Source organism: Knoellia sp. p5-6-4 (assembly GCF_029222705.1).
Taxonomy (GTDB): domain Bacteria; phylum Actinomycetota; class Actinomycetes; order Actinomycetales; family Dermatophilaceae; genus Pedococcus_A.
Genome location: NZ_JARGZF010000001.1, coordinates 173,167 through 198,814, shown reverse-complemented (window position 1 = coordinate 198,814; position 25,648 = coordinate 173,167). Strand labels below are relative to the sequence as shown.

At 67.9% G+C, this 25,648-nt stretch carries 21 protein-coding genes, 3 tRNA genes and 1 pseudogene; 15 read left to right on the top strand and 10 right to left on the bottom strand.

All coding sequences use genetic code 11. The features are described 5' to 3' along the window. Positions 1–79: 79 nt before the first annotated feature. From P2F65_RS00995 to P2F65_RS00965, 7 genes are all read left to right on the top strand, one after another. Positions 80–1,306, top strand: coding sequence for a YihY/virulence factor BrkB family protein (locus P2F65_RS00995; RefSeq protein WP_275803268.1), 1,227 nt, complete (start codon positions 80–82; stop codon positions 1,304–1,306). Positions 1,307–1,444: 138 nt separating this feature from the next. Further along, positions 1,445–1,517, top strand: a tRNA-Gly gene (locus P2F65_RS00990). Between the two features lie 24 nt (positions 1,518–1,541). Next, positions 1,542–1,612, top strand: a tRNA-Cys gene (locus P2F65_RS00985). A gap of 30 nt (positions 1,613–1,642) precedes the next feature. Then, positions 1,643–1,717 (top strand) — tRNA-Val (locus tag P2F65_RS00980). Positions 1,718–2,285: 568 nt separating this feature from the next. Further along, positions 2,286–2,552 (top strand): VOC family protein, encoded by a 267-nt coding sequence (locus tag P2F65_RS18440; protein WP_345803665.1) that lies wholly within the window; start codon positions 2,286–2,288, stop codon positions 2,550–2,552. 197 nt (positions 2,553–2,749) lie between these two features. Continuing rightward, positions 2,750–3,574, top strand: a complete 825-nt coding sequence (locus P2F65_RS00970) for an SMI1/KNR4 family protein (RefSeq protein WP_275803264.1) — start codon at positions 2,750–2,752, stop codon at positions 3,572–3,574. Between the two features lie 247 nt (positions 3,575–3,821). Further along, positions 3,822–4,415 (top strand): GNAT family N-acetyltransferase, encoded by a 594-nt coding sequence (locus P2F65_RS00965; protein WP_275803262.1) that lies wholly within the window; start codon positions 3,822–3,824, stop codon positions 4,413–4,415. Positions 4,416–4,798: 383 nt separating this feature from the next. Here P2F65_RS00965 and P2F65_RS00960 read toward each other — a convergent pair whose 3' ends face one another. Further along, complete coding sequence (locus P2F65_RS00960; protein WP_275803260.1) at positions 4,799–5,773, bottom strand: DUF1996 domain-containing protein; 975 nt, start codon at positions 5,771–5,773, stop codon at positions 4,799–4,801. Then, positions 5,770–6,015 (bottom strand): hypothetical protein, encoded by a 246-nt coding sequence (locus P2F65_RS00955; RefSeq protein ID WP_275803258.1) that lies wholly within the window; start codon positions 6,013–6,015, stop codon positions 5,770–5,772. Before P2F65_RS00955 ends, P2F65_RS00960 begins: the two co-directional genes overlap by 4 nt. A 3,058-nt stretch (positions 6,016–9,073) precedes the next feature. Here P2F65_RS00955 and P2F65_RS00950 point away from each other — a divergent pair. Beyond that, a complete protein-coding gene (locus P2F65_RS00950; RefSeq protein WP_275803256.1) occupies positions 9,074–9,466 on the top strand; it encodes a nuclear transport factor 2 family protein in 393 nt (130 codons plus the stop codon). A 27-nt stretch (positions 9,467–9,493) separates the two neighbouring features. Further along, a complete protein-coding gene (locus tag P2F65_RS00945) occupies positions 9,494–11,125 on the top strand; it encodes a helix-turn-helix transcriptional regulator (RefSeq protein ID WP_275803254.1) in 1,632 nt (543 codons plus the stop codon). A gap of 570 nt (positions 11,126–11,695) precedes the next feature. On the opposite strand, the gene P2F65_RS00940 is transcribed toward P2F65_RS00945, so the two are convergent. From P2F65_RS00940 to P2F65_RS00915, 6 genes are all read right to left on the bottom strand, one after another. After that, positions 11,696–13,021 carry an alpha/beta hydrolase gene (locus P2F65_RS00940; protein ID WP_275803252.1) on the bottom strand — a complete coding sequence of 442 codons (1,326 nt, stop codon included), beginning with the start codon at positions 13,019–13,021 and terminating at the stop codon, positions 11,696–11,698. A 170-nt stretch (positions 13,022–13,191) separates the two neighbouring features. Further along, a complete protein-coding gene (locus P2F65_RS00935) occupies positions 13,192–14,199 on the bottom strand; it encodes a wax ester/triacylglycerol synthase domain-containing protein (protein ID WP_275803250.1) in 1,008 nt (335 codons plus the stop codon). 21 nt (positions 14,200–14,220) lie between these two features. Continuing rightward, positions 14,221–15,009, bottom strand: coding sequence for a hypothetical protein (locus tag P2F65_RS00930; protein WP_275803249.1), 789 nt, complete (start codon positions 15,007–15,009; stop codon positions 14,221–14,223). Positions 15,010–15,047: 38 nt separating this feature from the next. Further along, complete coding sequence (locus P2F65_RS00925; protein WP_275803247.1) at positions 15,048–15,581, bottom strand: CoA-binding protein; 534 nt, start codon at positions 15,579–15,581, stop codon at positions 15,048–15,050. 338 nt (positions 15,582–15,919) lie between these two features. Next, positions 15,920–16,576: a response regulator transcription factor gene (locus P2F65_RS00920; protein ID WP_275803245.1), complete on the bottom strand. Its 657-nt coding sequence runs from the start codon at positions 16,574–16,576 to the stop codon at positions 15,920–15,922. Further along, positions 16,573–17,712, bottom strand: coding sequence for a sensor histidine kinase (locus P2F65_RS00915; protein ID WP_275803243.1), 1,140 nt, complete (start codon positions 17,710–17,712; stop codon positions 16,573–16,575). Before P2F65_RS00915 ends, P2F65_RS00920 begins: the two co-directional genes overlap by 4 nt. A 123-nt stretch (positions 17,713–17,835) precedes the next feature. On the opposite strand from P2F65_RS00915, the gene P2F65_RS00910 reads away from it, so the two are divergent. From P2F65_RS00910 to P2F65_RS00890, 5 genes are all read left to right on the top strand, one after another. After that, positions 17,836–18,366, top strand: a complete 531-nt coding sequence (locus P2F65_RS00910) for a DUF6326 family protein (RefSeq protein ID WP_275803240.1) — start codon at positions 17,836–17,838, stop codon at positions 18,364–18,366. Between the two features lie 1,449 nt (positions 18,367–19,815). After that, positions 19,816–21,099: a sulfatase-like hydrolase/transferase gene (locus P2F65_RS00905; protein ID WP_275803238.1), complete on the top strand. Its 1,284-nt coding sequence runs from the start codon at positions 19,816–19,818 to the stop codon at positions 21,097–21,099. Positions 21,100–21,386: 287 nt separating this feature from the next. Further along, positions 21,387–22,058 carry a hypothetical protein gene (locus tag P2F65_RS00900; protein WP_275803236.1) on the top strand — a complete coding sequence of 224 codons (672 nt, stop codon included), beginning with the start codon at positions 21,387–21,389 and terminating at the stop codon, positions 22,056–22,058. After that, a complete protein-coding gene (locus tag P2F65_RS00895; RefSeq protein WP_275803234.1) occupies positions 22,055–22,558 on the top strand; it encodes a hypothetical protein in 504 nt (167 codons plus the stop codon). Before P2F65_RS00900 ends, P2F65_RS00895 begins: the two co-directional genes overlap by 4 nt. A gap of 93 nt (positions 22,559–22,651) precedes the next feature. Then, entirely contained in the window at positions 22,652–22,954 is a 303-nt protein-coding gene (locus tag P2F65_RS00890) for a hypothetical protein (RefSeq protein ID WP_275803232.1), read from the top strand. Positions 22,955–23,342: 388 nt separating this feature from the next. Here the strand turns inward: P2F65_RS00890 and P2F65_RS00885 are convergent. Next, positions 23,343–23,489: pseudogene (locus P2F65_RS00885) on the bottom strand (leucine zipper domain-containing protein); the annotation flags it as partial. 496 nt (positions 23,490–23,985) lie between these two features. Continuing rightward, positions 23,986–25,263 carry an MFS transporter gene (locus P2F65_RS00880; RefSeq protein WP_275803230.1) on the bottom strand — a complete coding sequence of 426 codons (1,278 nt, stop codon included), beginning with the start codon at positions 25,261–25,263 and terminating at the stop codon, positions 23,986–23,988. A gap of 33 nt (positions 25,264–25,296) precedes the next feature. Between P2F65_RS00880 and P2F65_RS00875 the strand changes: the two genes are divergently transcribed. Beyond that, a complete protein-coding gene (locus P2F65_RS00875) occupies positions 25,297–25,554 on the top strand; it encodes a hypothetical protein (protein ID WP_275803228.1) in 258 nt (85 codons plus the stop codon). The last annotated feature ends 94 nt before the right edge of the window (positions 25,555–25,648 follow it).

Sequence of the window (25,648 nt, the reverse complement as noted above, 5' to 3'; positions counted from 1 at the left end):
GGGCGGCGTGATCAGGCCGTTGCCGCGTCAGACGTGTCACATGCGGGCCGACGGAGAGGCGCCGGGATACCGTTGCGGAGTGGTGAGCGTGAAGGCGCGGGTGAAGAGACACCTCGCCCGGGTGCCGGGGGCGACGGCTCTGGCGCGCCTGACCGTCGAGACGATCCGGGTCTGTCTGCGCTACCGCGTGACCGGGCTGGCGTCCGAGGCGGGCTTCTTCGCGCTGCTGTCGCTGCCACCACTGGTGCTGGGGCTCTTCGGCGGGGTCGGTTACGTCGGGCAGTGGCTCGGCCAGGAGACGGTCGACGAGATCACCGGCGGGATCCAGACCTGGGCGGAGCGCTTCCTCACCGACACGTTGATCACGGACGCGCTGTTGCCGACCGTCAACGACGTGCTGGGCAGGGGGCGCCTGGACCTCATCTCCGTCGGTTTCCTGCTGTCGATCTGGTCGGGGTCGCGCGCCCTCAACGTCTTCGTAGACACCATCTCGATCATGTACGGGCAGTCGGGTGTGCGAGGCATCGTGCAGACCCGTGCCCTGTCGCTGACGCTGTACCTGGTCTCGCTCGTCGTCGGGATCATCGTCATCCCACTGGTGCTGATCGGCCCGACGTGGCTGGAGGCGCTGCTGCCGGAGAGCCTGGACTTCCTGTTCTGGCTCTACTGGCCGGTGGTGACGTTCATCGCCGTCGCCAGCCTGACGACGCTCTACCACATCTCCACGCCACGCCGGACGCCGTGGCTGAGGGACATGCCCGGCGCCGTGCTGACGTTGGTCATCTGGGCGCTGTCGTCGTTCGTGCTCCGCGGCACGGTCGCGGCCTCTCTGGGGGGCACGTCGATCTACGGGCCGCTGAGCACGCCGATCGTGCTGCTGATCTGGCTGTACTTCCTCGCCATCGCCATCCTCATCGGCGCTGCCCTCAACGCCGCCATCCGGCTGCTGTGGCCCGTGCAGGAGCGGCCCAGCGCGCGGGCCCGGGCTGTCGGGTGGGTCAAGCGGGAGGTGCGCCGTCGCCGGACCGCCGAGGAGGCCGCCGGCCGCTCGGGAGGGGCGGGGGAGCCCGAGGCTGCGGCCGAGGTCTTCGGGGGGCTCGGCGGGGCGCCTGGTGGGCCTGTGGGGACGCCGGACGAGCCTGTCGGGGCGCCGGCCGGTGCGGGGGCGGGGGACGGCAGTGAGGAGCCGGCTGCTGCGAAGCGGAAGAAGTCCAGACCCCTGACGCCGCTCCCCGAGGACCCCGAGCGGGTCGCGCGAAAGGCGGCCCGGAAGGCCGCCCGGAGGGCGGCGCGGTCGGCCTCCTGAACGGGGGTGTCGGCGGGTCCAACGGGGTCCGTCGAGGCGGTGACCGGGGCCGCTGGACAGCCGGTTTGGAGTTCACGGCGGGGATCGGCTAATGTCTCTCCCGCCGCACAGCGAAGGAATAACAACGCTGTGAGCAGCGCGGATGTAGCTCAGTTGGTAGAGCGCAACCTTGCCAAGGTTGAGGTCGCCGGTTCGAGACCGGTCATCCGCTCGGAGGGATCAAGACCGCCTTCACGGTGGAGTGGCCGAGAGGCGAGGCAGCGGCCTGCAAAGCCGCGTACACGGGTTCAAATCCCGTCTCCACCTCGATCACGCAAGACCCCGAGCAACACCCCAGGGCGATTGGCGCAGTGGTAGCGCGCTTCCTTGACACGGAAGAGGTCACTGGTTCAAACCCAGTATCGCCCACCAACACGAACGGCCCCTGAGCTGCGGAAGCGCGGATCGGGGGTTGTTCTCTTGTCCGCCGGGAAGGGCTAAATCTGACCTCTTCCATGGCTCTGAGTGACCAACTGAGTGACTAAGTCGTTCGCACTCACTCGGCACGACCGTCCGCGGGGGTCCCTCGTCGTAAGTGGGGGTGCCCCGTGGTGTGCGCCACCGCGGCGGATTCTGAGCTCACTCACTGCTGACTTCTTCCGAAGCTACGCGCGGTCGGGGCGTGGCTGGGTGCCAACTGCCCCGGACTGCGAGTGTGTGGTGCCGAGGGAGTAGCACCTTCGAGCATGCGGCGTCGGTGGGCCCTGGTGCTGGCGAAGCTGTGGCCTCGCGGCGAATAGACACATCTCCGATCCTCTCGTTCGAGCGGGTGGCTCGCGGCAGCAATTCGGACGTTGAGAACCGGTCCAGGCGCGACACAGCGCATAGGGTGCCGCTGTGACCGCATTTGGCCAAGCCAAGCTGGTGGGCATCTCCCTGGGCTCCCCCGACCCGCAGCGGCTTGCCGACTTCTATCGCGGGCTGCTCGGGGGCGTCAGATGTGGGGGAAGGGGTCGAGCGTCGGGATCGAGGTTCCCGAGGCTGTGCTGATCGCGCAACACGTCGAGGACTATGTCCCCCACACTGGCCAGGGACCGCGGTCGTGCATCTTGATCTCACCGCGAACGATCTCGACGCGGCTGAGGAGCGGGCGGTCGCGCTTGGCGCCAGGCTTCCAGAGCAGCCGGATCCACGCTGCCGAGTGCTACTCGATCCGGCCGGCCATCCGGTCTGCCTCACGCCGTTCATACCCAACTCGGTGGGCTGACCGACGCCCAACCCGGGCATGCGCCCACGGCCGAAGCGGCGATCAGTAGACACGCGGCGGAAAGACGCGCCCCGGAGTTGTTCTGCCAAAGGCCCGAAGTGTCGGAGAGACCGACAGGCCACGTGGGGTGCATTTGCAGCGCTTTGTGCTGCGGCTGATCGGCTGTGCGGAGGCGCACCCGGTTCTAGGGTTCTGGGGTGGTCCGACTGAAAGAGTGGCCGGCCGACGACCTTGACGGGTTGTTGCGCCAGTGGAGTGCTGCCTGTTTGGCGCGCCTCGGAGCGCTGGAGCGCCCCGTCGCGGCGGCCGCGCGCACCGGCAGCCTCCTCCGCGCGCCTGCTACTGAGTCCGCTGTGGCTGCCGCTGAACGTAGGTTGGGCGTGCATCTTCCGCCGTCCTACCGGCAGTTCCTGCTGCTCTCCGACGGCGCGTACGGCGACACGATGGGCGCCCTGACGACGAGCTCGTATCGGTCCGGCGACTCCGGCGAGGCATGGGGCTTCGTTCCGGTCGCTGAAGTACGACCGTACGTCGAGGTCGATCCTCAGGCGGTCGAGATCTGGCTGGAGCTGCAAGACGAGATCGACGCGGACGGCGGCGGTGTCGACCTGACGCCTGTGTTCGAGGGCGACGAGGTGCGCGACCACCGGCCGATGCAGGACGCGCTTGCCATCGCGCGTGGCTTCGACGCCAACTGCTCGCTGCTGGTCCCGGTCGGCGGGCCCCGTCCCGGCGAGGAGTGGGAGGTGTGGGAATACCACAAGGAAGGCACCACCCGCTGGTCCTCGTTTCGTGCATACCTGCACGACACCGGCCACAAGCAGCAACGCCTCGGCCTCGTCCACATCCACGCCGAGGTGCTCCTCCACGCAATCCTGCACGCCCTCGACACGTGCGGGGCCGCCGAGGAGGTGAGGCGACGCGTACCCGACCTGCTCGACGGGGCGTACGGATGCCTGGCGCGGGCGCTGCAGGAACGGCTTTCGCCTCCTACCGATCCGACGCAGTCACCGAGTTCCTGACCGGGCACGATCCAACGAGTGGCACCCCGGTTCTTGGTCGAGCGACCGAGGTGCCCGGATCTCCTCACTGCAGGGGCGGACCCGACACGAGGACGTTGGAGGAGGTCTACCGGCACGGCACGCCGCGCGCACCGACGGTCCCCCCCAAGACCGCGGCCGGCAGGCGGCGGAGTGACGCACCGACGAGGTCACGGATCGACTGTCATGGCGTCGCAACTGGCGCCCGGCCCGCCACTAGTCTCGCGGTATGCCCGAGTTCAGCTGGCGACCGGCCAACGACGCGACGAGCGAGGACGTGGAGGCCGTGTTCGACTCCGGCGGCGCCCGCAAGTGCCGCTGCCAGGCGCTCAAGGTCCCGGGCTGGATCTGGCGCGACACGACTCAGGAGGAGCGCGACGCCGCGCTCCTGGAGCAGGCCGGCTGCGGCACGGGCGGCCCCACGTCCGGCCTCATTGGGTACGTCGACGACGAGCCGGCCGGCTGGGTCGCGGTAGAGCCGCGGGAGAACTACCCGAGGATCTGGGCCCGGCAGAAGTCGTGGATGCGAATGGACCCCGCCCTCGAGGGCGTCTGGTCGGTCACCTGCTTCGTCGTGCGTAAGGGCTTCCGTCGAGAGGGGCTGATGTACGAGCTCGCCGCCGCCACCGTCGAGTACGGCAGACAGGTCGGCGCCCGCGTCCTCGAGGGCTACCCCACCGAGCCACCGCCGGGGAAGACCGTGATCTGGGACGAGGCGTCGGTCGGGCTGCTCCAGGTCTTCCTCGACGCCGGCTACGAGGTCGAGGCGTCGCCTACCCTGCGCCGGAGAGTGGTGCGACACCGACTCGACGCGTCGCCCTGACGGTCGGTAGCGCTCACCTCGGGCGGGCGCAGAGGGGCGTTCACGTGCCGACAGGCGGCGGAGAGACACACCCCGTTCGCATCATCGGTTGATCGCGCGTGGTGCGGACTCGCCATGTAGCCGCGCGGGCTCGTCCGCCCGGTCAGGAAGTTGCCGGCACAGGGGGCATGCCCAAGCGAGGCGAACAGCCCTGTTCTGCCTCCCTGTGACGGTCCTGTTCCTGTCTGTGGCGAGTGAGGAGTGAATGACGCGGACGTCTGCGGGCTGGTCGCCGGAGACCAACGATGCCTGCAGTGTGGGCGTGCCCAGGGTCTTCACCTCCTCCAGATGAGTGCGCCCCTGCCCCAGGGTAGGAGCAGGGGCGCCTGTCTAAGCGACGTCGGTCACGGGCCGCAAGAACCGGTGTAGGTCGTCGCCGAGAGACCTTGCACGCACTTACGGATGAACCCTTCGAAGATCGACTGATTCCAGGTGTTCCAGAAGTCGCCGTGCATCGTGGTGCCGTCGCCGCCAGGCGGGTCCGACTCGAGGGCGACGTTGGTGCCGTCGGCGCCCGCGCCGTAGTACGCGTATTGGATGGTCTGGCGAAGCTGGGTGACCTCGATCGGGTAGCTCGCCGGGCAGGCACTGGCGGAGTTCGCCGGGTAGGTCCAGTCGGCGTTGTCACGGGTGTCGCCGACCTCGCTGCTCGAGTGGTTCGGCGCGTTGCCGTTCCAGCAAGACGGGGAGTTGATGTGTGCCGTGAGCTGATCCCCTGGGCCGCCGTTCGAGGCAGAGCAGTTGGGAATCCCGTTGACACCACCCGTAACCGTCGAGTTCTGGCCACAGGTCCAGCCGGACAGGCCCTTGCCGACCATGTCCTGGGCAACGAGCCTCACGTCAGCCGGGTGAGCCTGGGAGCCGGCGTGAGTGGTCTGGCCGTTGAAGCCCCTGTAGTACGCGGTGAACTGGGTCACCGGGACGTACTGGCCGGCCTTGGGTCCGCTGATGTACTTCAGCGCCGGAGTCCAATAGCCGGCCGTGTCCCCTGCGATCCGACACGACGTCTTGGTGTTCGTCAGGCTGGAGTAGTTCGCCGCGTTCCCGACCTGCGTCACCCAGTGCGGTTCTCCCGCAACGCCCTTCATCCAAGCAGCTCCGAAGAAATCGTGGAGGTGCGAGGCACCGTACTGGTTGTGGTTGACGATAGGGTCGATCTCGGCGCGAGCGGTGCCGACGTGACTGGGGAAATTCAGCTCGACACCGGACTTGTTCAGGTCGCACCTCACCTTGCCGAGGGCGGAGGCGGGAGCGGCGAGCATCACGCCGGCCACGAGGGCCAGGCACAGAGTAGCCACCAGGGCGTAGATCTTCTTCATGATGTCCTCAGCTGAAGGTGATCGTTGCCGTCGCGGTCCAGGTCTGGCCGGAGGCCTTCGTACCTTGCGCGATCGACGTCTTGTGGTTGAAGAGAACGGCGTTGACCGTGGTGCCGGCGGTGACGGGTCAGGGTTCCGATGTCGGTGCCGAACTCGTTCCAGGCGAAGTTGCCCTCTGCCGAGCCGAACGTCGAGCGGGCCGTGAGGACCGCGCCGGAGGTGGACGGGTAGGTGGCGTTCATGTTGAACGCAGGGGCTATGGCTGTGATGGTCGGTCCCTCACGCGCTTCCCTGTCCAAGGATGCGCCTCGGGGACCGTCGTGCTTGCCCGCCAAGGACCGCGAACGCCAGGCGCGCCGACACTGCCCTGCGACTATACGAACCCACCTGTCTAGGCCAGATGCCTCATGTCTCCCACGTAAGCGGGAGCGCACCGGGCCTAGGAGACGAAGCACCGGTAAGTCCAAAGTCACCAGTCCCCTAAGGACGTATATGGGCGTGCTGATCTTCAGACCGGGAAACGGAAGCATACGATCACCTAGTTCCGTGATGCCTCCGTGGTCGGATGTTGCACGGATAGGGCTGACCACGACATGCTGATGCGGCATGTTGACGAGCAAGTCCGGTGCGGTCGTTCATGCGCGTGGCGGACTCAGGGGCGTCGCTGATATCCGAAATATGCCCTCTCGAGCAGGAATCAGGAAACTCGTCGTCGGAGGAGGCGCTCCCCACTGGGGATGGGGACGCCGATGGATCCGATTCCCAAGCTAGAGCAGTAGACCCTGAAGCACTTCAAGCGAGGGGTCTACGCATCTCCCATCGCGTCTTCTAACAATATTCGGGGGAGCACCCCGGACCCTTCACTCAAAACGCGATGATGGTGGGCGAACTGAGCGAAGACCGAAGCGACCGGCCTTCTCGCGGCTCGTGGGTGCGGACGGCGATACCTGAAGTCGCGGTCCTCACCGAAAAGTGCGCCCGCCCCGGTACACGGTCGTCCGGTCGACCCACGCGAGCCGAGAGCGAACGACGTGATTTGGCTTAGGAGGGCCACCGTCATTCGCACGAAGGCGTTACCTCGAGGGTCAAGTCCCGGAGCGTGGTGTACGTCAGCGATCCGTGTGTGCGTGTCAGGCGCTGAGGGCGTTGACGATGGTGGTGATGTCCTCCTTGGCGTCGGTGGTGGTCAGGACGGCGCGTGAACGGGCCAGAGCCTCGAGCCCGAGGTAGCGGCGCTATCTCGCGATTCGCTACAGCGGACGCCTCGCCTCGGCCGGTGCGGTCGCCTTCGTGGGGTCCAAGGGCGACTCCTACCACAACGCAGCCGCCGAGTCCCCGACCGTACCCACGTTTGCCTGCGGCCGTGGGCCAGTCCGTGGGAAGTGTGGAGGCGTCCGACGTAGCTGTCATCGCTGGTGCTTCCTTACGGGCGGACCCCGGATTGGATTAACGGGATGCCCTCCCATGCTCCTCTTCCGGCGATTGCCATGAAACCGCGTGGGGCGTTTGAAAAGCGAGCGGTCGAAGGGGTGCGGAGTTGCTGAGGGAAGTTGGTGATGCCGTGCGCGGGCTGCGCGCTCACGCGGCGTCTTCCCGGCCTAATCAGCCGCACTGCCGACCGTCGAGAAAAGAATGCTGGGCGGGTGCGTGGCGGCGCACGAGCCTTGTGTCGGGGCTATCGGTAGAGATCAGAGTCGATGAATGCCATGCCAGGGATGGGACCGAGGTGCGTGTAGAACGCTTCCGGCACTTCTTCCGGGAAGAAGAGAACGTAAGGGCCCGATCGGAAGAGCAGGGAGGCGGCGGGGGAGTAGGCGCTATCCTTCAGAACTAGCGGGACGACCCTGTCGGGGCTTCCTGCGATCGCCCAAGCGCTGCCTGTTGAGAGCCGCAGCCGGTATGCCGCCATGCCGTGCCATTGAGATCGTTGCGCGCTCCTGAGCGTCATGAACTGTGCGGCCCGGGCGTCCAGGTTCGATACCAGATCCCTGTCTGGTGGCGAGGTACGCGAGAACGTCGGGCTGGTTGGGGATGTCGTCGGTGAGCTCGACGGGATCATTCTCTGGCTGCTTGATGGTGTCTCGCCCGTTGTCGGTTGCGTCGTCTGCCCGTTCGCGACCTCTCCCCCTGAGCGAACGCGGGGCTTATCGCTGCCAGCGCCGCATGCACCCAAACTGACCACGAGCGCGAGCAATGCTGAAGTCGCGGCGCATGGCAACTTCACCGCCCCCTCACCTCCTCCTGAACTTGTCACTCGAGTGTCCGAGTGGCGACCCCCGGCGTGGGCCTCCGGCAGTTACCACGCAACGCTGAGCGACACCCGGAGAAAAGGGCCGAAGTCCCTCAATAGCGCGCGAGGTCCCTCGCACACGAGGTCCCGATGCCGCCGCATCCTGTGTGGACGTCGGCTCGTCGTTGCGGCAGATCATCCGTCTGCCGTAGCGACGGCGGCGGTCGTCATCCCGGTCGACCTGGGATCCGCGTCCGTCCTGACGGCCGGCACCTGGCTGCGGGCCACGAGCACGACGGCGGCGCCGTGACGGGCAAAGCCACTCAAGCCTCACAGCGTCCGTCACGGCAGACAGTTCGGCCAGCTCCAGCGCGCCAACAGTTGGGCCGCTCACCCCCAGCAACGTGAAGCGCCAAGGTTGGGCCGCATCGTTGTGCGCGACGCGGGGCGCCCCTAATGGGTGGGCGCCGGGCGTCCGGATGGGGGCAGTACTTCGTGCTCAGAAGAGAACGTTGGCGGCCGTCGGCGTATTGCCCAAGCCCAGCTCCGTGGCGATCGCGGTGGGCGATCCGGGCTGGTGCGCCGGTCTGAGGGAGCTGGAGAGCTCGATCCAGGTCCCTCCGCCGGGCGCGCGCGGCCCGACGATCTCCGTGCGTGGGTCCGCAATGCCGGCCACCGTGTCGACGAACTCGCCAGCTACGAAAATGCGCGGGGGAGTGCAAGGCGCAGTCGGAGGGGCGCGATGCGTCAGGTGGGGCGTCGAGTGTTCCACTCCGGCGACCTCCACCGAGCACTGCGACTCGTATCGGTGCGGCAGTGAACTCGGGGCGCTTCAGCTAGGTGGTGATACAGATATTTGTGAAGTCGAGGCGCCGGGCGGGAGCCTCCATCCGCAGGAGGTCACCTATCGCAAGGGGCAAAGCCGCGGTGGTCCAGCCAAGAATCCGCACTCGGGATCAGTGGAATTGCTGATCGGTCCTTGTCGCGGGATCGTCAGTGTTCCCGATGTGGCAGTCGGTATGTGGTTCCTACTGTGGCTTCGTGAGGTAGCCCGAGCGAAGGAGGACACCATGAGCAGCCACCCGAATATTGCGGCCATTGCCCGGATGACCCAGGCGATCGTCGACAACGACCGCGAGACGCTGACCCGAATCTTCGCCGACGACATGGTCTTCCACGGCCGCGGTCCCATTCCGTTCGCAGGCGACCACTACGGAGTCGACGGCTTGCTGGCAGCCCTTCGCACCGTCTTCGAGCTGACCGAGGGGGACGTGAAGCTCGAGCAGTTGTTCTGCCTGGCTGACGACGAATGGGGGGCGGAGTGGGAACGCGCCGTCTTTGGCCGCAACGGGCGGACGTTGGAGATGCATGACTCCTTCATCTACCGGTTCGACGACGGTCGAATCCGGGAGATGTGGTTCATCGCGGCGGGGCCGGCCGAGGCGGCGTCATTCTGGGCGTAGGCGCCGTAGTCGCGCGACAATGAGCCCGTGGGCAGCACCGGCATCGGAAGCGCACGGGACGCGTTCAACCGACAGGCCTGGCGGCGGGCATACGACGAGTTGTCCGCGGCCGCAGTCGTGGAGCCGCTTGAGGTCGACGATCTGGAGCGGCTGGCGTCCGCGGCCTATCTCGCCGGACTCAGCGACGAGAGCCGGGCCGCCTGGATCAATGCGCACGAGAAGTGTTCCCACGGCGGCGACATCGCACGGGCGGTCCGGTGCGCCTTCTGGCTGGCTTTCGCGCTGTTGAACGACGGCGACTTGGCGCGCGCAGGCGGTTGGATCGACCGCGCCCAGCGGTTGCTGGACGACCGCAAGATCGACTGCGTCGAACGCGGCTACCTGCGCTACGCGAACGCGATGCGCGCAACGTTCTCCGGCGACGTGAGCGCCGGGTATGAGGCGTTCCACGCGGCGGCCGAGATCGGCGTCCTCTTCCACGATCCAGAACTCGCAGCGCTGGCACGCATCGGCGAAGGCAGGTGCCTCATCTACCTCGACCAGGTGGATGAAGGGGTTGCGCTGCTCGACGAGGGGATGGTCGCCATCGAGGCCAACGACGTCTCGGCGGTCGCCATCGGCGATGCCTACTGCACCGTCATCGAGGGCTGCAACGAACTGTTGGACGTCCGTCGCGCCCACGCGTGGACCGCTTCGCTGAGCCACTGGGTCGACAGCCAGCCAGAGCTCATGCTGTACAGAGGTCAGTGCCTTCTCCATCGCGCTGAGATGCTGTACCTTCGCGGCGACTGGGACGCCGCGGCCGATCAGATCGAGCAGGCTTGCCGACGCCTGGCGCAGCCGACGGGGCATCCGGCCCTGGGCGCCGCGGCTTACCTGAAGGGCGACCTGCACCGGGTCCGTGCCCAAGACCGCGCAGCCGAGGCCGAGTTCCGGCTGGCCAGCGAGCTCGGTCACGATCCGCAGCCGGGGCTCGCGCTGCTGCGCTTGGCCACGGGAAGGGTCGAGGCGGCCACTGCCGCCATCCGGCGTGCCTATCGCGAGGCCGGTGACCCGATGTCCCGCGCTCGACTGGCTGCCGGCTACGTCGAGATCACCCTCGCGGACGGTGATGTCACCGACGCGCGAGCTGCCGCCGATGAGCTCGGCACGGTGTCCAGCGCGCTCGGGAGGCCGCTGCCGACCGCGCTGCACCTGAAGGCTCTGGGCGCCGTGCTCCTGGCGGAGGATCAGCCCGAACCCGCCCAGACCGCCCTTCGGCAAGCGCTCGCCGGATGGCGCGAGATGGACGCGGCCTACGAGGCCGCACGCACGAGGGTCCTGATCGCGGCCGCGTGCCGAGCGGTTGGCGACAACGACAGCGCCGAGATGGAGCTCGCCGGTGCAGTCGCCGTCTTCGATCGCCTCGACGCGGTCCGCGACGCGGCCGCTGCCAGGGCTGAGTTGCACCTCGCAGCCCCACCGTCCAGCGGTCTGAGCAGCCGTGAGGAAGAAGTCCTGGCCCACATCGCCAAGGGGCTCACCAACCGTGAGATCGCCGAGCGTCTCGTTGTCAGCGAGAAGACCGTGGCAACCCACGTCAGCCACATCCTCACGAAACTGGGACTGCCCAGCCGCACCGCCGCCACCGCTTACGCGTACGAACACGGTCTGCAGTGACGGCCGCGGCGCGTGACGTCTGACCCGCGCCAAGGATCCCCGTTCGTGCAGCAGACCCGAGAGGCCGGGGTTGGCCCCTTCCGCGCACTGAGTGAGTACGTGACTTCTTCCGTGTTCGCGCTCGGCTCCTGGGTTGACGCCTTCCGTCGTGCCCGAGTGCCACTTCTCCTAGCCCCACCCTGAGGAGGGTGTGGGCGTGGAACACGAGGAGCCGGTGAGCCGCTCTCGAGGCGCCGCTGAGTAGCCGGAAGCGTGTGCGAGATGCGGTGGATCGTCGCGGATGCCGTCATGGCGCGGTTCGCGCCCGGCGGAGCGTGGCGATGCCCGCCTTCGAGGTGTTAGGTCGGCTCCGGCACACGCGGACCGGTTCCTGGGTTCAGGCGGGGGTCGGTCAAGAGCGTGTTCTTCTGAGGAGGTGTTCGCGGGCGAGTCGGACCCACCGGAACCACGGCCACTCACTGCTGACTTTGCCGCATTTCGCGCGCAGCGTCCCTACGGCTGCCGTGCCCTCGACGACGCGAATGCCGCGGGTGCGCCGGTGCATGATGAGGGTGTGGCGCTTGTCTGCTCTCAGCGCAGCCTCGTGATGCGGAACACCGGGTAGTGGGCGGCGATCGCCTCGAACTCGGAAGCGGGCGCTGCGGGGTCGACGGGGATGTGGACGCGGCCGCTGGTGGCGACCTGGCAGTAGCGCTTGATGATCGGGGCACGCTGCTCGATCGGCACCTCCTCCAGGCGGATCGGTGTTCGGCCGCCCTTGATGAGGACGGCCCGGTGGCCCGCAGCACGGACGTTACGCACCCAGTTGGTGCCGTCCCCGAGCATGGACACCAGGTATCGCTCACCAGCCAGGTCGGCGATCACGACGGGCAGCCTCACGGGGCGTCCCGATCTGCGGCCCACGACCTCGAGGGTTGCGACCGCTGTGGGGCCGCGACCTGTCGCGAAGACTCGCGCCCACGCACCGTTGAGGGCGCGTGCCAGCGAGTTCGGTCGACCCCCGCGGTAGAGCCACCGGGTGAAGGCCTCGATCGGAGCCGTTAATCCCTTCCTCAACCCTGTCGGTGCGCGGCTTGCGACCGCCCCGACTCGCCCTTGAGGCTCGTTCCAGCGCGGTCCTGAAGCAGCGGACCAGTCGATGGCGCGGACGTCGGCACTGCTGGTCATGACGTCGGTGATGAGGTGGACGAAGTCGGCTGTGGCATCAAATGGTGCCGCGTGCCCTGCACCAGGGACCTCCTGGGTACGCGCGGTCGGGATGGCAGCCGCCAGAGCACGGGTCAGGCGGACGATGTTGCGGGGGCTGCGGGCGCCGTAGCTGCACACGACCGGGAGACGGAGGGTGGCGAGCTGCGCAGGGGACGGGTGGTTACCGATCGAGTTGCGGAAGTCCCACAGCGCCGCTCGAGCGTTCTCCCGGGCGATCCGTCTCCACTCCTCCGGGAAGGCGTCCCACGCGGTGCCGCCCTCTCGGTAGGAGTAAGCGGCACGCAGCAAGATCTCAGCCGCTTCCTCGTGCCGCTTGAGGACACTCAGCCAGGCGAGATGGACCACAGACGCCAGCTGGGATCGGGTCGGCACGTGGCGGTTGGCACGCCAAGCAGCCTCGTGCGCGACGACCGCCCGGAGGAGGTCTGGCCGTTGAACGGCCAGGTCGACCGCGATGGTGGCCCCGGCGCTGGTTCCCACGGCGATGGCCCGCGTGGTGGCCAGGTGTTCCAGGATCGTGGCGGCGTCGGCCGTATGCCGTGAGACGGTGCGGACGGGTGGGCCGGCACTGCGGGCGTAGCCGCGGCGATCGTACGTGATGACCCTCGCGACCCGGGCCAGCTCCTGCGTCACCGGCCCCCAGGTCGAGGCGGTCGTTCCCGCGGGAGGAATGAGCAGGATCGGCACCCCCTCGCCCCGTTGCTCGTAGTACAGCTCGCATCCATCTGCTTGGACGAAACCCGTCAGGGCGTCATTCGCAGGTTCGTGCGCGACGTGGCGTGCTTCCTCAGGTGGGACATCGGCGGCTGGGCCCGGACCCCGGACTGCCCGACCGCCGGGTCCCACGTCGTTGGCGCTCATGAGACAGCGCGCGCGAGCGTGCGCGTGAGGTGGTCGAGCGCCGCTCGGACGCCTTGGGTGAACGTCCCCGCGTCGGCGCGGTGCTGGGCGTCGACAGACGCGGTGATGGTGAGCTGTCCGGCATACGAGAGCGCCCCGACGACAAGGGTGAGGTTGCCCATCGTGGGCATGGGCGGGAACATCTCCAGCACTCTCGCGCCTGCGAGGAACAGCGGCGTGGGCGGACCGGGCACGTTGCTCACCAGCCCACGGACATCCTCACCGCGACTGCCCAGCAGCTCACGTAGGCCTGCGGCCACCACGGTGAGCAGGACGTCGTTGACCTTGGCGTCGTGTGAGCGCGCGACCTGCCTCGCGGTGCCAAGCTCGGCACGGATGACGAGGAACCGCCGGTCGGCACTGACCGGAACCTTGAGGCTGGTGCTCGGCGCGGGCGCCTCGGACAGGACCTCCCGCCACGCCGGCAGCACCTGCCGGGCCAGACGGATCGTCGCGCGCGGGTGGGCGAGTCCCGCCAGAGCCCGTCCGAGTTCACTCCGCCGGCGGACGATGTTGTCGCGAAGGAGCTGGGCTGGCGTGGGCGCAGGACTAGGGGACCAGGATCGTGCCGGTGGGCTGGGCGTGTCAGCGCTCGGATCCAGCAAGGCGCCGAAGGCGGCCAGGGCCGCTGCGACTCGCAGCAGCTGGTCCTCGTCGGCCGGCTCGGGCAGCGGTCGGACCCGGACGTGTTCGGCGAGGTCGAAGGAGGGTGCGTCGACCCACAGGGGCCAGCCCCGCCCGAGTGGCGGCTGGTGGAGCACCTGGCGGGAGCGGGGCACGGAGCTGAGCTTGGGCTCGAGGTGGCGTCGCACCTTGTCGATGGGTACGGTGCCCCCCGCGTCGAGGAGGTCGGTGCCGTCGAGGAAGGCTACCCCTCCAATGTCGGTGGGCCACCCGTAGTCCTCCCACAGCAGCAGGAAGGGGTCGGAGGCGGTCACCCGTTCCAGTGGGCGCGTGCGGGTCATGGCTGGTGTCCCTTGGGCCTGCTACACCGTGGCAGCGGTTCCGAGGCCCTGCAGCAGCGAGTACACGGCGATTCCGCCGGCGTGCTTGCGGCCGAGCTCCCTGAGCTCCTGTGAGACGTGGCCGAAGGCGGACATCCGGTGGTCGTCGGCGTAGCGCTCGAACAGGGTCGCCCGCGCGCCCACGATGTGCGCGTTGTGCTCGAACAGGCCGTGGCCGGTCACGTAGGCCTCGTGAACCTCGCACACGGAGCTGTCCTCGTCGAGATACCAGTCGTACCGGCTGGTCTGGGTGTCCAGTTCGCGAGTGATCGCGACGAGCTCGGCGGCCTGGGCGGTGAACCCCGCCAGCTGCCCCGGTCGGACCCGCATGTGCGCATGCACCTCGAGGCGTTCGCCGGCCGGGTTCCGCACATCCTCGGGCCTGGCCGTCCTGGCGCCGGGCCCGCTCGGGTCGAGTCCCTGCAGGAAGGTGAAGACGGGGGGCGCTGTCCCCGTGCGCGCTCGGACGATGTCGGTGAAGCTGGGCGAGACCTGGCCGAAGAGCGTCGCCTGGTGGCCGGAAGCGTACTCACGGAACAGGCGAGTCGTCGCCTCCATCGTGTGCATCTTGTGCTCGAGCAAACCCTGTTCGTCCGAGAACAGCTCGTGCACCTGGCAGTGGGTCTGGTCGTCAGAGATGAACCAGTCGCAGCGCAAGGTGTGGGTGTCCTGCTCTGCGGTGAGGCGCACGATCTCGGCCGCCTCAGCCTTGAAGCCGTCAAACTGACCCGGCCGCACCTCGGCGCGGACGGTCACTTCCAGGAAGGACATGGTGTCTTCCCCTTCGTGGGTGGGCGATGACCGAGCCTTCACACGGTCCTGGGAACGTGGCTCCGGTAGACCACGCGCATGACCTTGTGGCCGAAGTCGGCCGTCGGGTCGAACATCAGTGGGCACCCTCCGTCGATCACGGTGATGCCGTGTTCCCGTCCATAGGTGGCCGCGGCCTCGTTGACGCTGCCGGCGCCGTAGGAGCGGTGCATCCAGACGTGCTCGATCCCCAGCTCGTCGCACTCGCGCATCGTCCCCTCGGCCCTCGAGGGTGCGGTGGCGATCACGACCGCGTCGACGCCTCCGGGGATGCTGTGCAGATCGTGGTAGCTGGTTACACCTTCGACCTGCTCAGTGTTCGGGTTGACCGGGAACACGTCGTACCCACGGTCTCTCAGGCGGTTGAAGACGACGTTGGCGCCGTGGTTCTGGGCGCTTCTGGAGACACCAGTGACTGCGATCCGTTTCTTGGACAGGAACTGTGCAGCTGCTTGCTGGATGGTTTGCACGGTGGCCTCCTCAGGTGGATCGTGACGACTGCCCTGCTCGGCCTGGCAGGGCGGCGGCGCCACAGTGAGCGGCTGCGTCCAGTTGCAGGCGGAGCAAGGCGCCATTGACCACGTCGATACCACCGTGCACCTCGGGTCGTGCCCGGGTGGAACGAGGGTCTGGTTCCGGCTCGAGAGCCTCGTCCTGCCGAACCGAACTCTCCTGGCGGCCGGGGGTCGGTCCCGTCGGTGTTGTCGTCTGACTCATGGCCAGACCTTCTTTCTTCCGACCCGCGCAGTCTCATTCCTCACGGTGCCACCCGACAGGGACCAAGGTCCCCAGCTGTCACAGGCTTCCACGACCGGCCGCACTCATCGCTGGGCTACCGGACCCCACGGGCCTGCGCTGCGATCTGTACCCACTAGTCGGCTCGCACGCGTCTGGTGCCGTATGCCCACATCGCGATCTCGACGCGGTTGCGGGCGCGGAGCTTGGTCATCAACGATGCGACGTGGGTCTTGACCGTGCTCAGGCCGACGAAGAGCTCGGTGGCGATCTCGGCGTTGGTCCGGCCCCGTGCCACCAGCGCGAGCACCTCCTCCTCGCGCTCGGTGAGCGGGTCGATGGGCTGGACCGGTACCACCGGCGCCTGGTCGGCGAAGGTCGCAAGCAGCCGGCGGGTGACGTTGGGGGCGATCAGCGCGTCCCCGTTGGCCGCCGCGTGGATGGCCTGCACGAGGAGCTCCGGCCCGGCGTCTTTGAGCAGGAAGCCGCGGGCGCCGGCGCGTAGGGCGCCGAGGACGTACTCATCGAGGTCGAAGGTGGTGATCACGACGACCGCCATCGGGTCCGTCACGTCTGGCCCGGCCAGGCGCCGCGTCACCTCGACACCGTCGAGCCCGGGCATCCGGATGTCGACGAGGAGGACATCGGGACGCAGCCGGGTCGCCAGGTCGAGCGCTGCGAGCCCGTCTGCTGCCTGCCCCACGACCTCGAGGTCGGGTTGCGCGCCGAGGATCATCACCAGCCCGGTCCGGACCAAGTCCTGGTCGTCGGCTACGACAACGCGGATGCTCATGCCAGCGCCCCCACCGGCAGCACGGCCTCGACCACCCAGCCACCCTCGGGCCCCGGCCCCGCGGAGAGCGATCCCCCGAGGAGCCGGGCGCGTTCGGCCATGCCCAGCAGGCCGAACCCAGGCTCCGGGGCTGGCCCCGGCTCGGTCTGTCCATCATCGCTGACCCGCAGCCTGACGGCGTCGCCCTCCCGGCGTACGTCGATCCCGACGCGGGTCGCGCTCCGGGCGTGTCGTACGGCGTTGGTCAGCGACTCCTGCGCGAGCCGATATAGCGCGGCATCCACGGGTCGCGCCAGCCGGGTTAACGAACCGTCCAGCGAGACCTCGACGGTGGGCGTCGCGTCGGCGCGCGCCAGAGCCGGCAGGTCCGCGACACCCAGCTGCGGTGAGTAGGCGACGGCTTCCTCCTCACGCAGCACCCGCACCATGGATCTCATCTCCGCCAGGGTTCGCGACGCTTCAGACTCGATCGCGGCCAGTACCTCGGCAGCCTTCTCAGGCTCGATCCCGGCAACCACGCCACCGGCCTGCGCCTGCACCGCGATGGCCGAGACGTGGTGGGCCACGGTGTCGTGGAGCTCGCGCGCCAGCGACACCCGCTCCTGATTGCGGATCTCGCGCTGTTGGCGATGCCAGAGGTCCGCGCGGTAGCGAAACACCGCCGCGAGGGCGACGAACAACAGCAAGAGGACGCTCCCGCCGAAAACGTCGGCCCAGCCCGCGGAAGAGACGTACATCCCCAGCGCGACGACGACCGTCACGAACGCCGTCCCCAAGACCATCTCCCGGCCCGAGCCCCACCGCACCAGGGAGTAGAGCAAAATCAGGACGGCCATCGTTGAATAGAGGCCGAGGTCCCCGGCGCGCGCAGTCAACTGGAGGACCGAGAGCAGCCCGACGGCGCCCCATCCGACCAGGGCGGCCACCAGGGGGCGACCCCGCCGCCAGAGCAGGGCAGGCATCAGCGCCAGGGCGAGCACCGTCACAAGGGGTCGCCAGGCCAAGCCCGGCCGAGTGATGCCCTCGACCAAGGCGGCGGCCGCGAACACGCCCACCAGCAGCCAGTCGAGCTGACCGATGGGTGGGGCGTCAGCAGGCCGCGGCTCATGCCAGATGGAGCGCCGGACAGTGACCACGGCTCCAGCGTAGGGATCGGCGCGCCTCGGCGTAGCCGCCGAAGGAACGAGAGGTAGACCATCCCATCGGCCAGGCGAACCGCAGCCTCCGGGCCGAGGCGCCCGCCGCCGGGCTCAGCGATCGTGGACCCACCGATCCTCACCACAGCAACGGAGCCCATGATGAGAACACGTCAACCCACCACCGCCACACTGGAAGACCAGCGGATCCCGGTGAGAGCCAAGCTCGCCGCAACGTGGACAAGCTTCATGTTCCTGTACGCCTACGTGGACATTCTCAACTTCTTCACGCCGGGCGTCGTCGAAGACATCCTCGACGGCAAGGTCTTCGAGTTCGACCTCTCCCAGACCTTTTCGACCACGGCGCTGACCCTTGTGGCCATCCCGATCCTCATGGTCGTGCTGTCGATGACGCTGCCCGCCCGGGCGAGCCGCATCACGAACCTCATCGTGGCCTCGCTCTACGTCCCCGTCACGGCATTCAACGCGGTGGGCGAGTCCTGGCTGTACTTCTACGGCCTTGGCGTCGTACTGGAACTGATCCTTCTCGCCCTCATCGTGCGGTACGCCTGGACCTGGCCCCGCATCGCACCGTCGGCGACCATGGCGACCAGCCCGGACCGCGAAGCCGTTCGCGCCCGGCAGCAAGCGTGAACCCAAGAGCAGTCCCGTCGTTTCGGAGGCACCTGCCTTCGTGCCGCGGTGTGGGCCTCCTGGCGTTGGGACACCAACTACCACTGGGACGTCGCGTAGGGCCCTCCAGGGCCCCCACCGGCAGGTCAGGTCATCGGATGCGCAGCTCGGCACCGCATCGTCGACACCGACCCCCAAGCGCGGCAACGTCGTCGTCCGCGTCACTGGCACCCGCCAAGACGAGCCGACGTATCAGGCCCGCCAGTCCCTACCGAACACCCAGGATGTCCCCGATCACCACACCAACCGTGTCCGGGAAACCGGGTCAGGCTCCCATGGCCATATCCTGCGATCTGTACCCACTAATCGGCTCTCACAGCACCTGGACCGATCCTCGGGGTCCGGTCAGGCGCCCATTCTCGGCGAAGGGGACGCACTTAGTGGCTGAGTCAAAGGTCCCAGCTGGGCAGCGCGCGACGCTCTGACCGCGTGCGTCTCTCCCCGCGAGCCCACGATCAGGGCACGAAGCCCAGTCCCCGTGGGCTCCGTTTCCCACGTGTGGCGCTGCTGGTTCGGGACTGCAGCCGGGATCGGGCTGGGTGACTACGTGGGTGACAACGACGCCCGACTTGAGCGGATGTTGGCGGACGGTGGGGGAGTAGCTCGTGCTCAGAAGAGACGCTGGCGGACGTCCGCGGACGGACGAAACTCGTTGACCCGGAAAGAGGTCACTGGTTCAAACCCAGTATCGACTAACATCGATTAATAGGCCCTGACCAGCGGAGACGCCGGTCAGGGCCTTCGTGGTGGGGCTGCTTCGAGGGTCAGGAATCGGCCGCTGTCTGACTACGTGCGCGTCTAACGGTGCCGATTTCGGCCTGAAGTCGGTGTCCGCGCCGTTTGTCGACGTGCGTGGACGTCCGAGCCGCCGCTGACCTCTTCCCGTTCGGGGAAGAAGTCAGGCAGGGCCTCATCAGGCGAGACCCTCGCCTGCGCGAAGCGCGCCGCCCGACCCTGAGGCTGCGGCCCCCATCACGTGTCGAGCAGCGTGGTGACGAAGGTGCCGGAGCATGTGCGGGAATGCGCGGCGGCTCCACGCCAGCCTCGACGGGTTATCCCCTCGGAGTCGGCGGCGCGGTCCCTGGTAATGGTTGCTCGTGCCTGGTCCTTAATCGAGGAGGGGCAGTCGTGGGTGCCCCAGCCGGGTCATGACACCTTGAGGGGGCAGCTTTCGCTGCCCTTGCGAGTCGCTTTGAGTCATGAGTTCCTCCTGTGGCGACGACTTGCCTCCGACCGCGATGACGAGCCGCGGTTTGCAAGTACGTCGAGGGCGGGAAGTCCTGCGTCGTTAGGTTCCCTAACGTTGTGGGTGCACGAACAGACTCCGCACGAGCCACGGGCGGGGTCCTCTCAGCCACTGCCAAGAGAGATGTTTATAGCCACCCGGAGGTCACGGGCATGAGACGGTCGATGAAGTGGCCGGTCGCTGCCCTGGGTGCAGCCCTCTGCGGCACCCTTGCAACGGCCCTTGAACCGCCCAAGGCGCAAGCGATCAGCTCGCAGCCGAACGTTCTGTTCCTGCTTGTCGACGACATGCGAAAGGACGAGCTGGCGCCGTTGACGTTCCGCAACGACGGTACCTGGCTGAACTTCACGTCGGCTGCGGTAGAGGTGCCGATGTGCTGTCCCAGCCGGGCCTCGATCCTGACCGGGCGCTACAGCAGCGAGGTCGGCGTCCGGACCAATGCAGATGGCATGAACCTCAACGACAGCCGCACGATCGCCACGGTTATGAGAGGCGCTGGCTACCGGACGGGCCTGGCCGGCAAGTACCTCAACGACTTCCCCTGGACGCGGCCGAACACCAATGTCCCGCCAGGATGGGACTATTGGCGGGCCGACGGGTCTGCTGCCAAGGCGACCGAGTCCAAGGGCTACTACACGGCCGACTACCTCACGGTGGCGGCCAAGAACTTCATCAACAGCACGCCGGTGGGCAAGCCGTTCTTCCTCTACCTGGGCTACAACCAACCCCACCTTCCCGCCAAACCGCCGAACCGGTACGCCACCGCCGCAGTGCAACTCGCGCCCTGGCCACCCAACTTCAACGAGGTGGACGTCTCGGACAAGCCGCCAGAGATCCGCGCCCTGCCGCTGGCGGACCAGACCACCATCTCCCGCTGGATACAGGAACGGACCAACAAGGCCCGATCACTGATGGCCGTCAACGACAGCATCACAGCCATCCTCGGACACCTGCGACAAAAGGGGCTGCTCGACAACACCGTCGTCTTCTTCACCAGCGACAACGGGTACGGGTTCGGATCCCACCGTGTGGAGTCCAAGTCCTACGCCTACGAGGAACTGGCCACCATGCCGTTCTTCGTGCGGATGCCAGGGCGACCAGCCGCGAGCGTGGCCGTACAGGTCAGCCTGCTCGACCTCGCCCCCACCTTCACCGACTTCGCGGGCATCACCATGCCGCTTGCACGCGGCATCAGTCTGAAGAACATCATCTCCGACCCCCAAGGCGGCCCAAGCCGCACATGGGTCTACATGGAAGGACCCCGGCGGGCCAACAGTTGGCAGGCGGTCAAGAGCGTCCAGGCCAAGTACATCGTTTACGCGCAGGGCTTCAAGGAGTACTACGACCTGAGCGCCGACCCTTATGAGCTGACCAACCGAGCAAACGACCCGGCCTACGCCACTCGCGTCGCAGCGGCCCAATCAGCCCTGACCACGCTGCGCCCGTGAATGGGCGCCCGCAGATGTTCCGGCGGTAACAACCTTCAGATAGCTCAATGCGCTACGGCGGCTGCCGTTCCCTGTGGCCGGCGCTCGGGGCTACCGCGAGAGGAGCGCGGGCATCGGCGCACCCGGTGTGACGTGCTGTTCGGCGCCACGCGTTGTCAGGCAGATGAGGACGTCCGACCTCTGCTGGTACTCGCAGGTGATGACCGAACCGACCGCGCACGTCGTTCGGGCGGCATACCGTGTTCCCGTGGGCGCGGAGGAGCGGTCGGTGGGAAACCGGGCGCCACGTGGTGCCATCCGAGGACGATGAAGCGCGCCTCCTGGTGCGGGTGCCCGCGTTCCTGGCTCTGGTGATCGTCCTCGTCCTGACGGCGCCGGCCCCCGAAGCGCACGCCTGCAGCTGCCCGCCGAATGACAGCACCGCGCAGCAGGTGGAGCGCGCCGACGTGGTGGTGCGTGGCACCCTCACCGAAGTGCCCGACCCGGTCGGGACGGGGAGCGACCCCTGGGCGGCCTACGAGGTCGCCGTGGCGGAGGTCTTCAAGGACGAGCCCTCCGCCACGATCATCGTGCGGTCCCCTGTTGGCGATGCGACCTGTGGCATCGGGGTGCGGGAGGGGCCCGAGTACCTCGTCCTTGCCGGACGTGCGAGGAGTGAGCTGCGGGCCTCACTGTGTGACGGAACCAGGCTCGTGTCCAACGAGCTCGTGGCCGAGGTCGAGGCGGTCACCGGACCCGGCACCCTGGTCGAGGCCCACACCTCGACGGCACCCCGCGGGCAGACACCGACGGGCACGCCCCTCGCGGCCCCCGAGCACCCGGACGGGCCCGGTATCGCGCTGCCCCTCGGCGTCGGCGCAGCTGGTCTCCTGCTCATCCTGGTCGCCCTGGTCGCGGTGCGGGTGCGGCGCCGACCCCGGCGGGCGGTCATCGACCCGGAGCATCTGAGGGCACCATGAAGGGCAAGCAGACGGTGACACCGTGGCGCCCACGCCCCGCACAGGCAGCGGCGCTGGTCTTGTCGGCTGTCGTTGTGACGGGTTGCACCCGGCCGTCCGCTTCCCGGGAGCAGCCGACACCCCCGGTGGACTGCATTCCCGCAGGCGGCAGTGCGGGCGACGCCCTTTTGCGGGCCAAGCCGGGTCCTGTCGAGGACACGACGCGGTCACGGGCGGTCCGGCTGCCGGACCCCGAACCGATCTACCTGGTCGCGCCCCAGTTCCGAGTCCGAGGAATCGACCAGCAGCTTATGGGGGTATGGGCCGAGTCGTCGCTGGGGGAAGAAGGAGGGGACTTCCTGGCGGTCGACGAGACCGCGCAGCGGTTCACCGACTGGCCGCACGCTGACAAGTCATCGACCCACATCAGCCCCAGCGACCCGGCCGTCGCCCAGACGAGGTTCTGCGCGGACGGCGAGCTCTCACACCTGGAGAAGGCCCCAGGGACGGTCGCCAGGTGAGGCGTCGAGCTATAGGTCCTTCGGGGGGCGTCAGCGACTGTGGGACGCGCACTCGAGCCAGTGATGAGTCATCGAAACAGAGGAGCGGGACGCGTGGGCATGAAGGAAAGCACCAAGCAGGAAGGCGTTCAACCCGTCGCACTCGTGATCGCCTCGCTTGCGCTGGGCTCGGTCGTCGGATGGTTTGCAAGAGACGTCGCAGCTGCATTACCCATCCGCCTGGTTGAAGCCCTGTTCTGGGCGCTCATTGCCCTCACAGTGGCCGGTGCCTTGGCCTGCATCCCCTTACTGGCGCCGGGGAACCAGCCATGGAAGTGGAGGACAGCGAGGTTTGGCTTGATCGCCATGCTGGTCGGAGTCATCCCTTTGGCGCTGATCGGCATGGTGCAGCTCTGATGTTCTCGAGCCAGAGTCCGCACATCGGGACATGCCGCAGGGGCCCGCCACTGCGTGCACCTGCGGGCCCGGGGATGGCGTAGCTCGCGTCTTGCAGGCGGACGTCCCGGTGACGAAGAGCCTAGGGTCGATGGACCGCGCGGCGGCTCGCTCTTCGGCTGCCAGTGGCGCCGAGGTATCCCCGGCACCACGCCTACATCGGTCCGGTGAGCACCTGCGCTAGGTGCACCCGGCCATCAGTTTGGTCACAGGCGGCTGATCCGGGGTAGCCCGCCGAGTGCGCTGTGGCGTCGTCGAGTGTGCTCCAGCCAGGGCGCAACGGCATCGGCGCGCTCGGCGTTGCTGGTGAAGACCTGCCGGTAGGCCTACGGCGCTCGACCTCGGGGCGGGTCCGTCGTGGGCAGGTGTGCGGCCGGGACGGCCGGTCGTGCAGCCCGGCCTCGCCCTCGGCTGCGTAGCGGTCGATCCATGTCTTGACGCACGTGCGGAAGATGCCCATCGCGTTGACGATGTGGGACTGGGGCCAAGCAGCGCGGTCGCTACCAACCTCCTGGCCGGGTACAGCGAGGCGGCCTCGTCCTTGGCCTCGTACGAGCGATGGGATTGGCGCAGCAGCCCTTCGAGTGCGTACCCGCCGAACAGCAGGCCTAGCCCGACAACCAAGCTGAGGTATGCCCAATGGATCGTGGCGTCTGTCTGCTCCCCCCAGGTTCGACAGTCGTAGAAGTGCGGCCCCATCCCGTGCCCGTGGTACTGCGCCGCGCTCCAGACCGAGGGGCACCCCGGGCCACCTGGAGGAGTGATCGCGAACAACACAGTGACTGAGGTCAGGGCGAGCAGCAGCGGCCATGCCCAGCGCCAGGTGCTCGCGACGCGACGCAGTGATCGCATAAGGCGACGGTACAGCGCTCGTTCGCGCTGACTGGCCAAGTTGCCGCAGCCACGACACCCGAACCAACATCCTCAACTCGGCTGCTTGTTTCATTGACGCAGGACCGGCGCCTGGCGAGGCGCGGTGTCGACCGGGGCGTCTATCGGACACTTCTGATCGGGACAACGGCGAGGGCTCCAAGGAGAGCGCAGGTGCCCGCGACGAGATACAGGACGGAGTAGCTGTTCTCCCTGATGGCGAGAACGGCCGGCGCGAGAGCCGGCGCGAGAGCAAAGGGCAAGGCCCCGGCGATGTTCAGCACGCCGAGGTCCTTCGCGGCAGAACCGGTGTCGGGCAGGACGTCGACGACGAGGGCGAGGTCGACGGCCATGTACATGCCGAAGCCCAGGCCGCCGATGGCCATGCCGACCAGATAGCCACCGGTCCCGTGGGCCGTGGCGATCAGGAACAGTGCCCCTGCATAGATCACGGCGGCTGCGATGACGAAGATCTTTCGGCGTTGGAGTCGGTCGGACAGACGGCCGGTGAGCGGTGAGGCGCTGATGAGGGCAAGGGACTGGGCCAGGGTTCCGAGGTAGATCTGGTGCGCGACCTCGCTCTGCGAGACTCCGACCTCGTCGATCAGGTAGTAGGCCTGGTAGGTCACCAGCAAGGCGTAGGCCATGACCAGCATGAACCGGCTGATGAAGGCCCAGGCGAAGTCGGGGTTGGCTCGTGGGCTGACGTAGAACGTCCCGACCGCCTGGCGCAGCGACCATGGCGGCCTGTCGGCCACGTCGAGCCGACGGTCGTGCAGGGAGGTGGTGAAGATGACGACGAGCACGCCGCCGACCAGCACGGGCGCGAGGAACGTCATCAGCTGGCGTCCTTCGAAGGCCTGGACCAGGTAGGTGGCGGCCACCGAGGCGACCGGAAGGCAGACGCCGAGGATGCCGGAGACCAGGCCACGCTGCACGGTGGGCACCTGGTCGGGCAGGATCGCGGCCTGGGCGGCGAGCAGGGCGTTGAGGAAGACCTGCGCGATGCACCAGCCGACGAGCACGACCCCGATGTTGGGGGCGAGGGCGACGGTCAGCGTCCCGATCGTGCCGCCGGCCAGGCCGGCGATCATCCACGGGCGTCGCATGCCCAGCGGTGAGGTGGTGCGGTCGCTCAAGCGGCCGAAGAGCGGGTTGCTCACGATGGCCAGCAGGGAGCCGACTCCCGTGACGAGGGAGAGGTTCTTCGGTGCGTCGGCGATCCCGACCAGGTCGTTGACCTTCAGCGCCAGCGACACCAGTAGCGGGCCGAGGAAGAGCAGTGACCCGCCCGCGTAGGACAGGGCGTACAGCGTGATGAACCGCCGCCCGGCCCGGGGTGGGTCGAGCGGCGCGAGGGTGACGCCTCGACGTGGCGAGTCAGGATCAGGTGGTTCCATACCGCCTGCCTCGTCATCGGATGGAGCTGGCCAGTGACCAGCATCCAGCAGGCGGCGTGTGGTGCCAATGGGCAGTCCGGGGTGGGCCCGTCGCGACAGGAGCCGCATCCGGATGCGGTGCAGCCGGGGCATGATCCCGTAGATGACGATCGGCACCGCGATGGTGGCAAGCACGAAGGTTCGCAGGACCGGCCCCCGTCGGGGAACCAGGTGCCGATCGACAGGTTGAGCACGGTGAGGGTCGGGAAGACCGCGCTCCAGATCATGATTGCCGGCTGGTGCGTGGCCTGAGGACCTGCGGCTTCGGTGCGACCAAGTGTGCGGGAGTCGTCGGGTCGGGCTGAGGGATGGTTTGTGGACGAACCCGAGCCGCATCAGGGCCCGC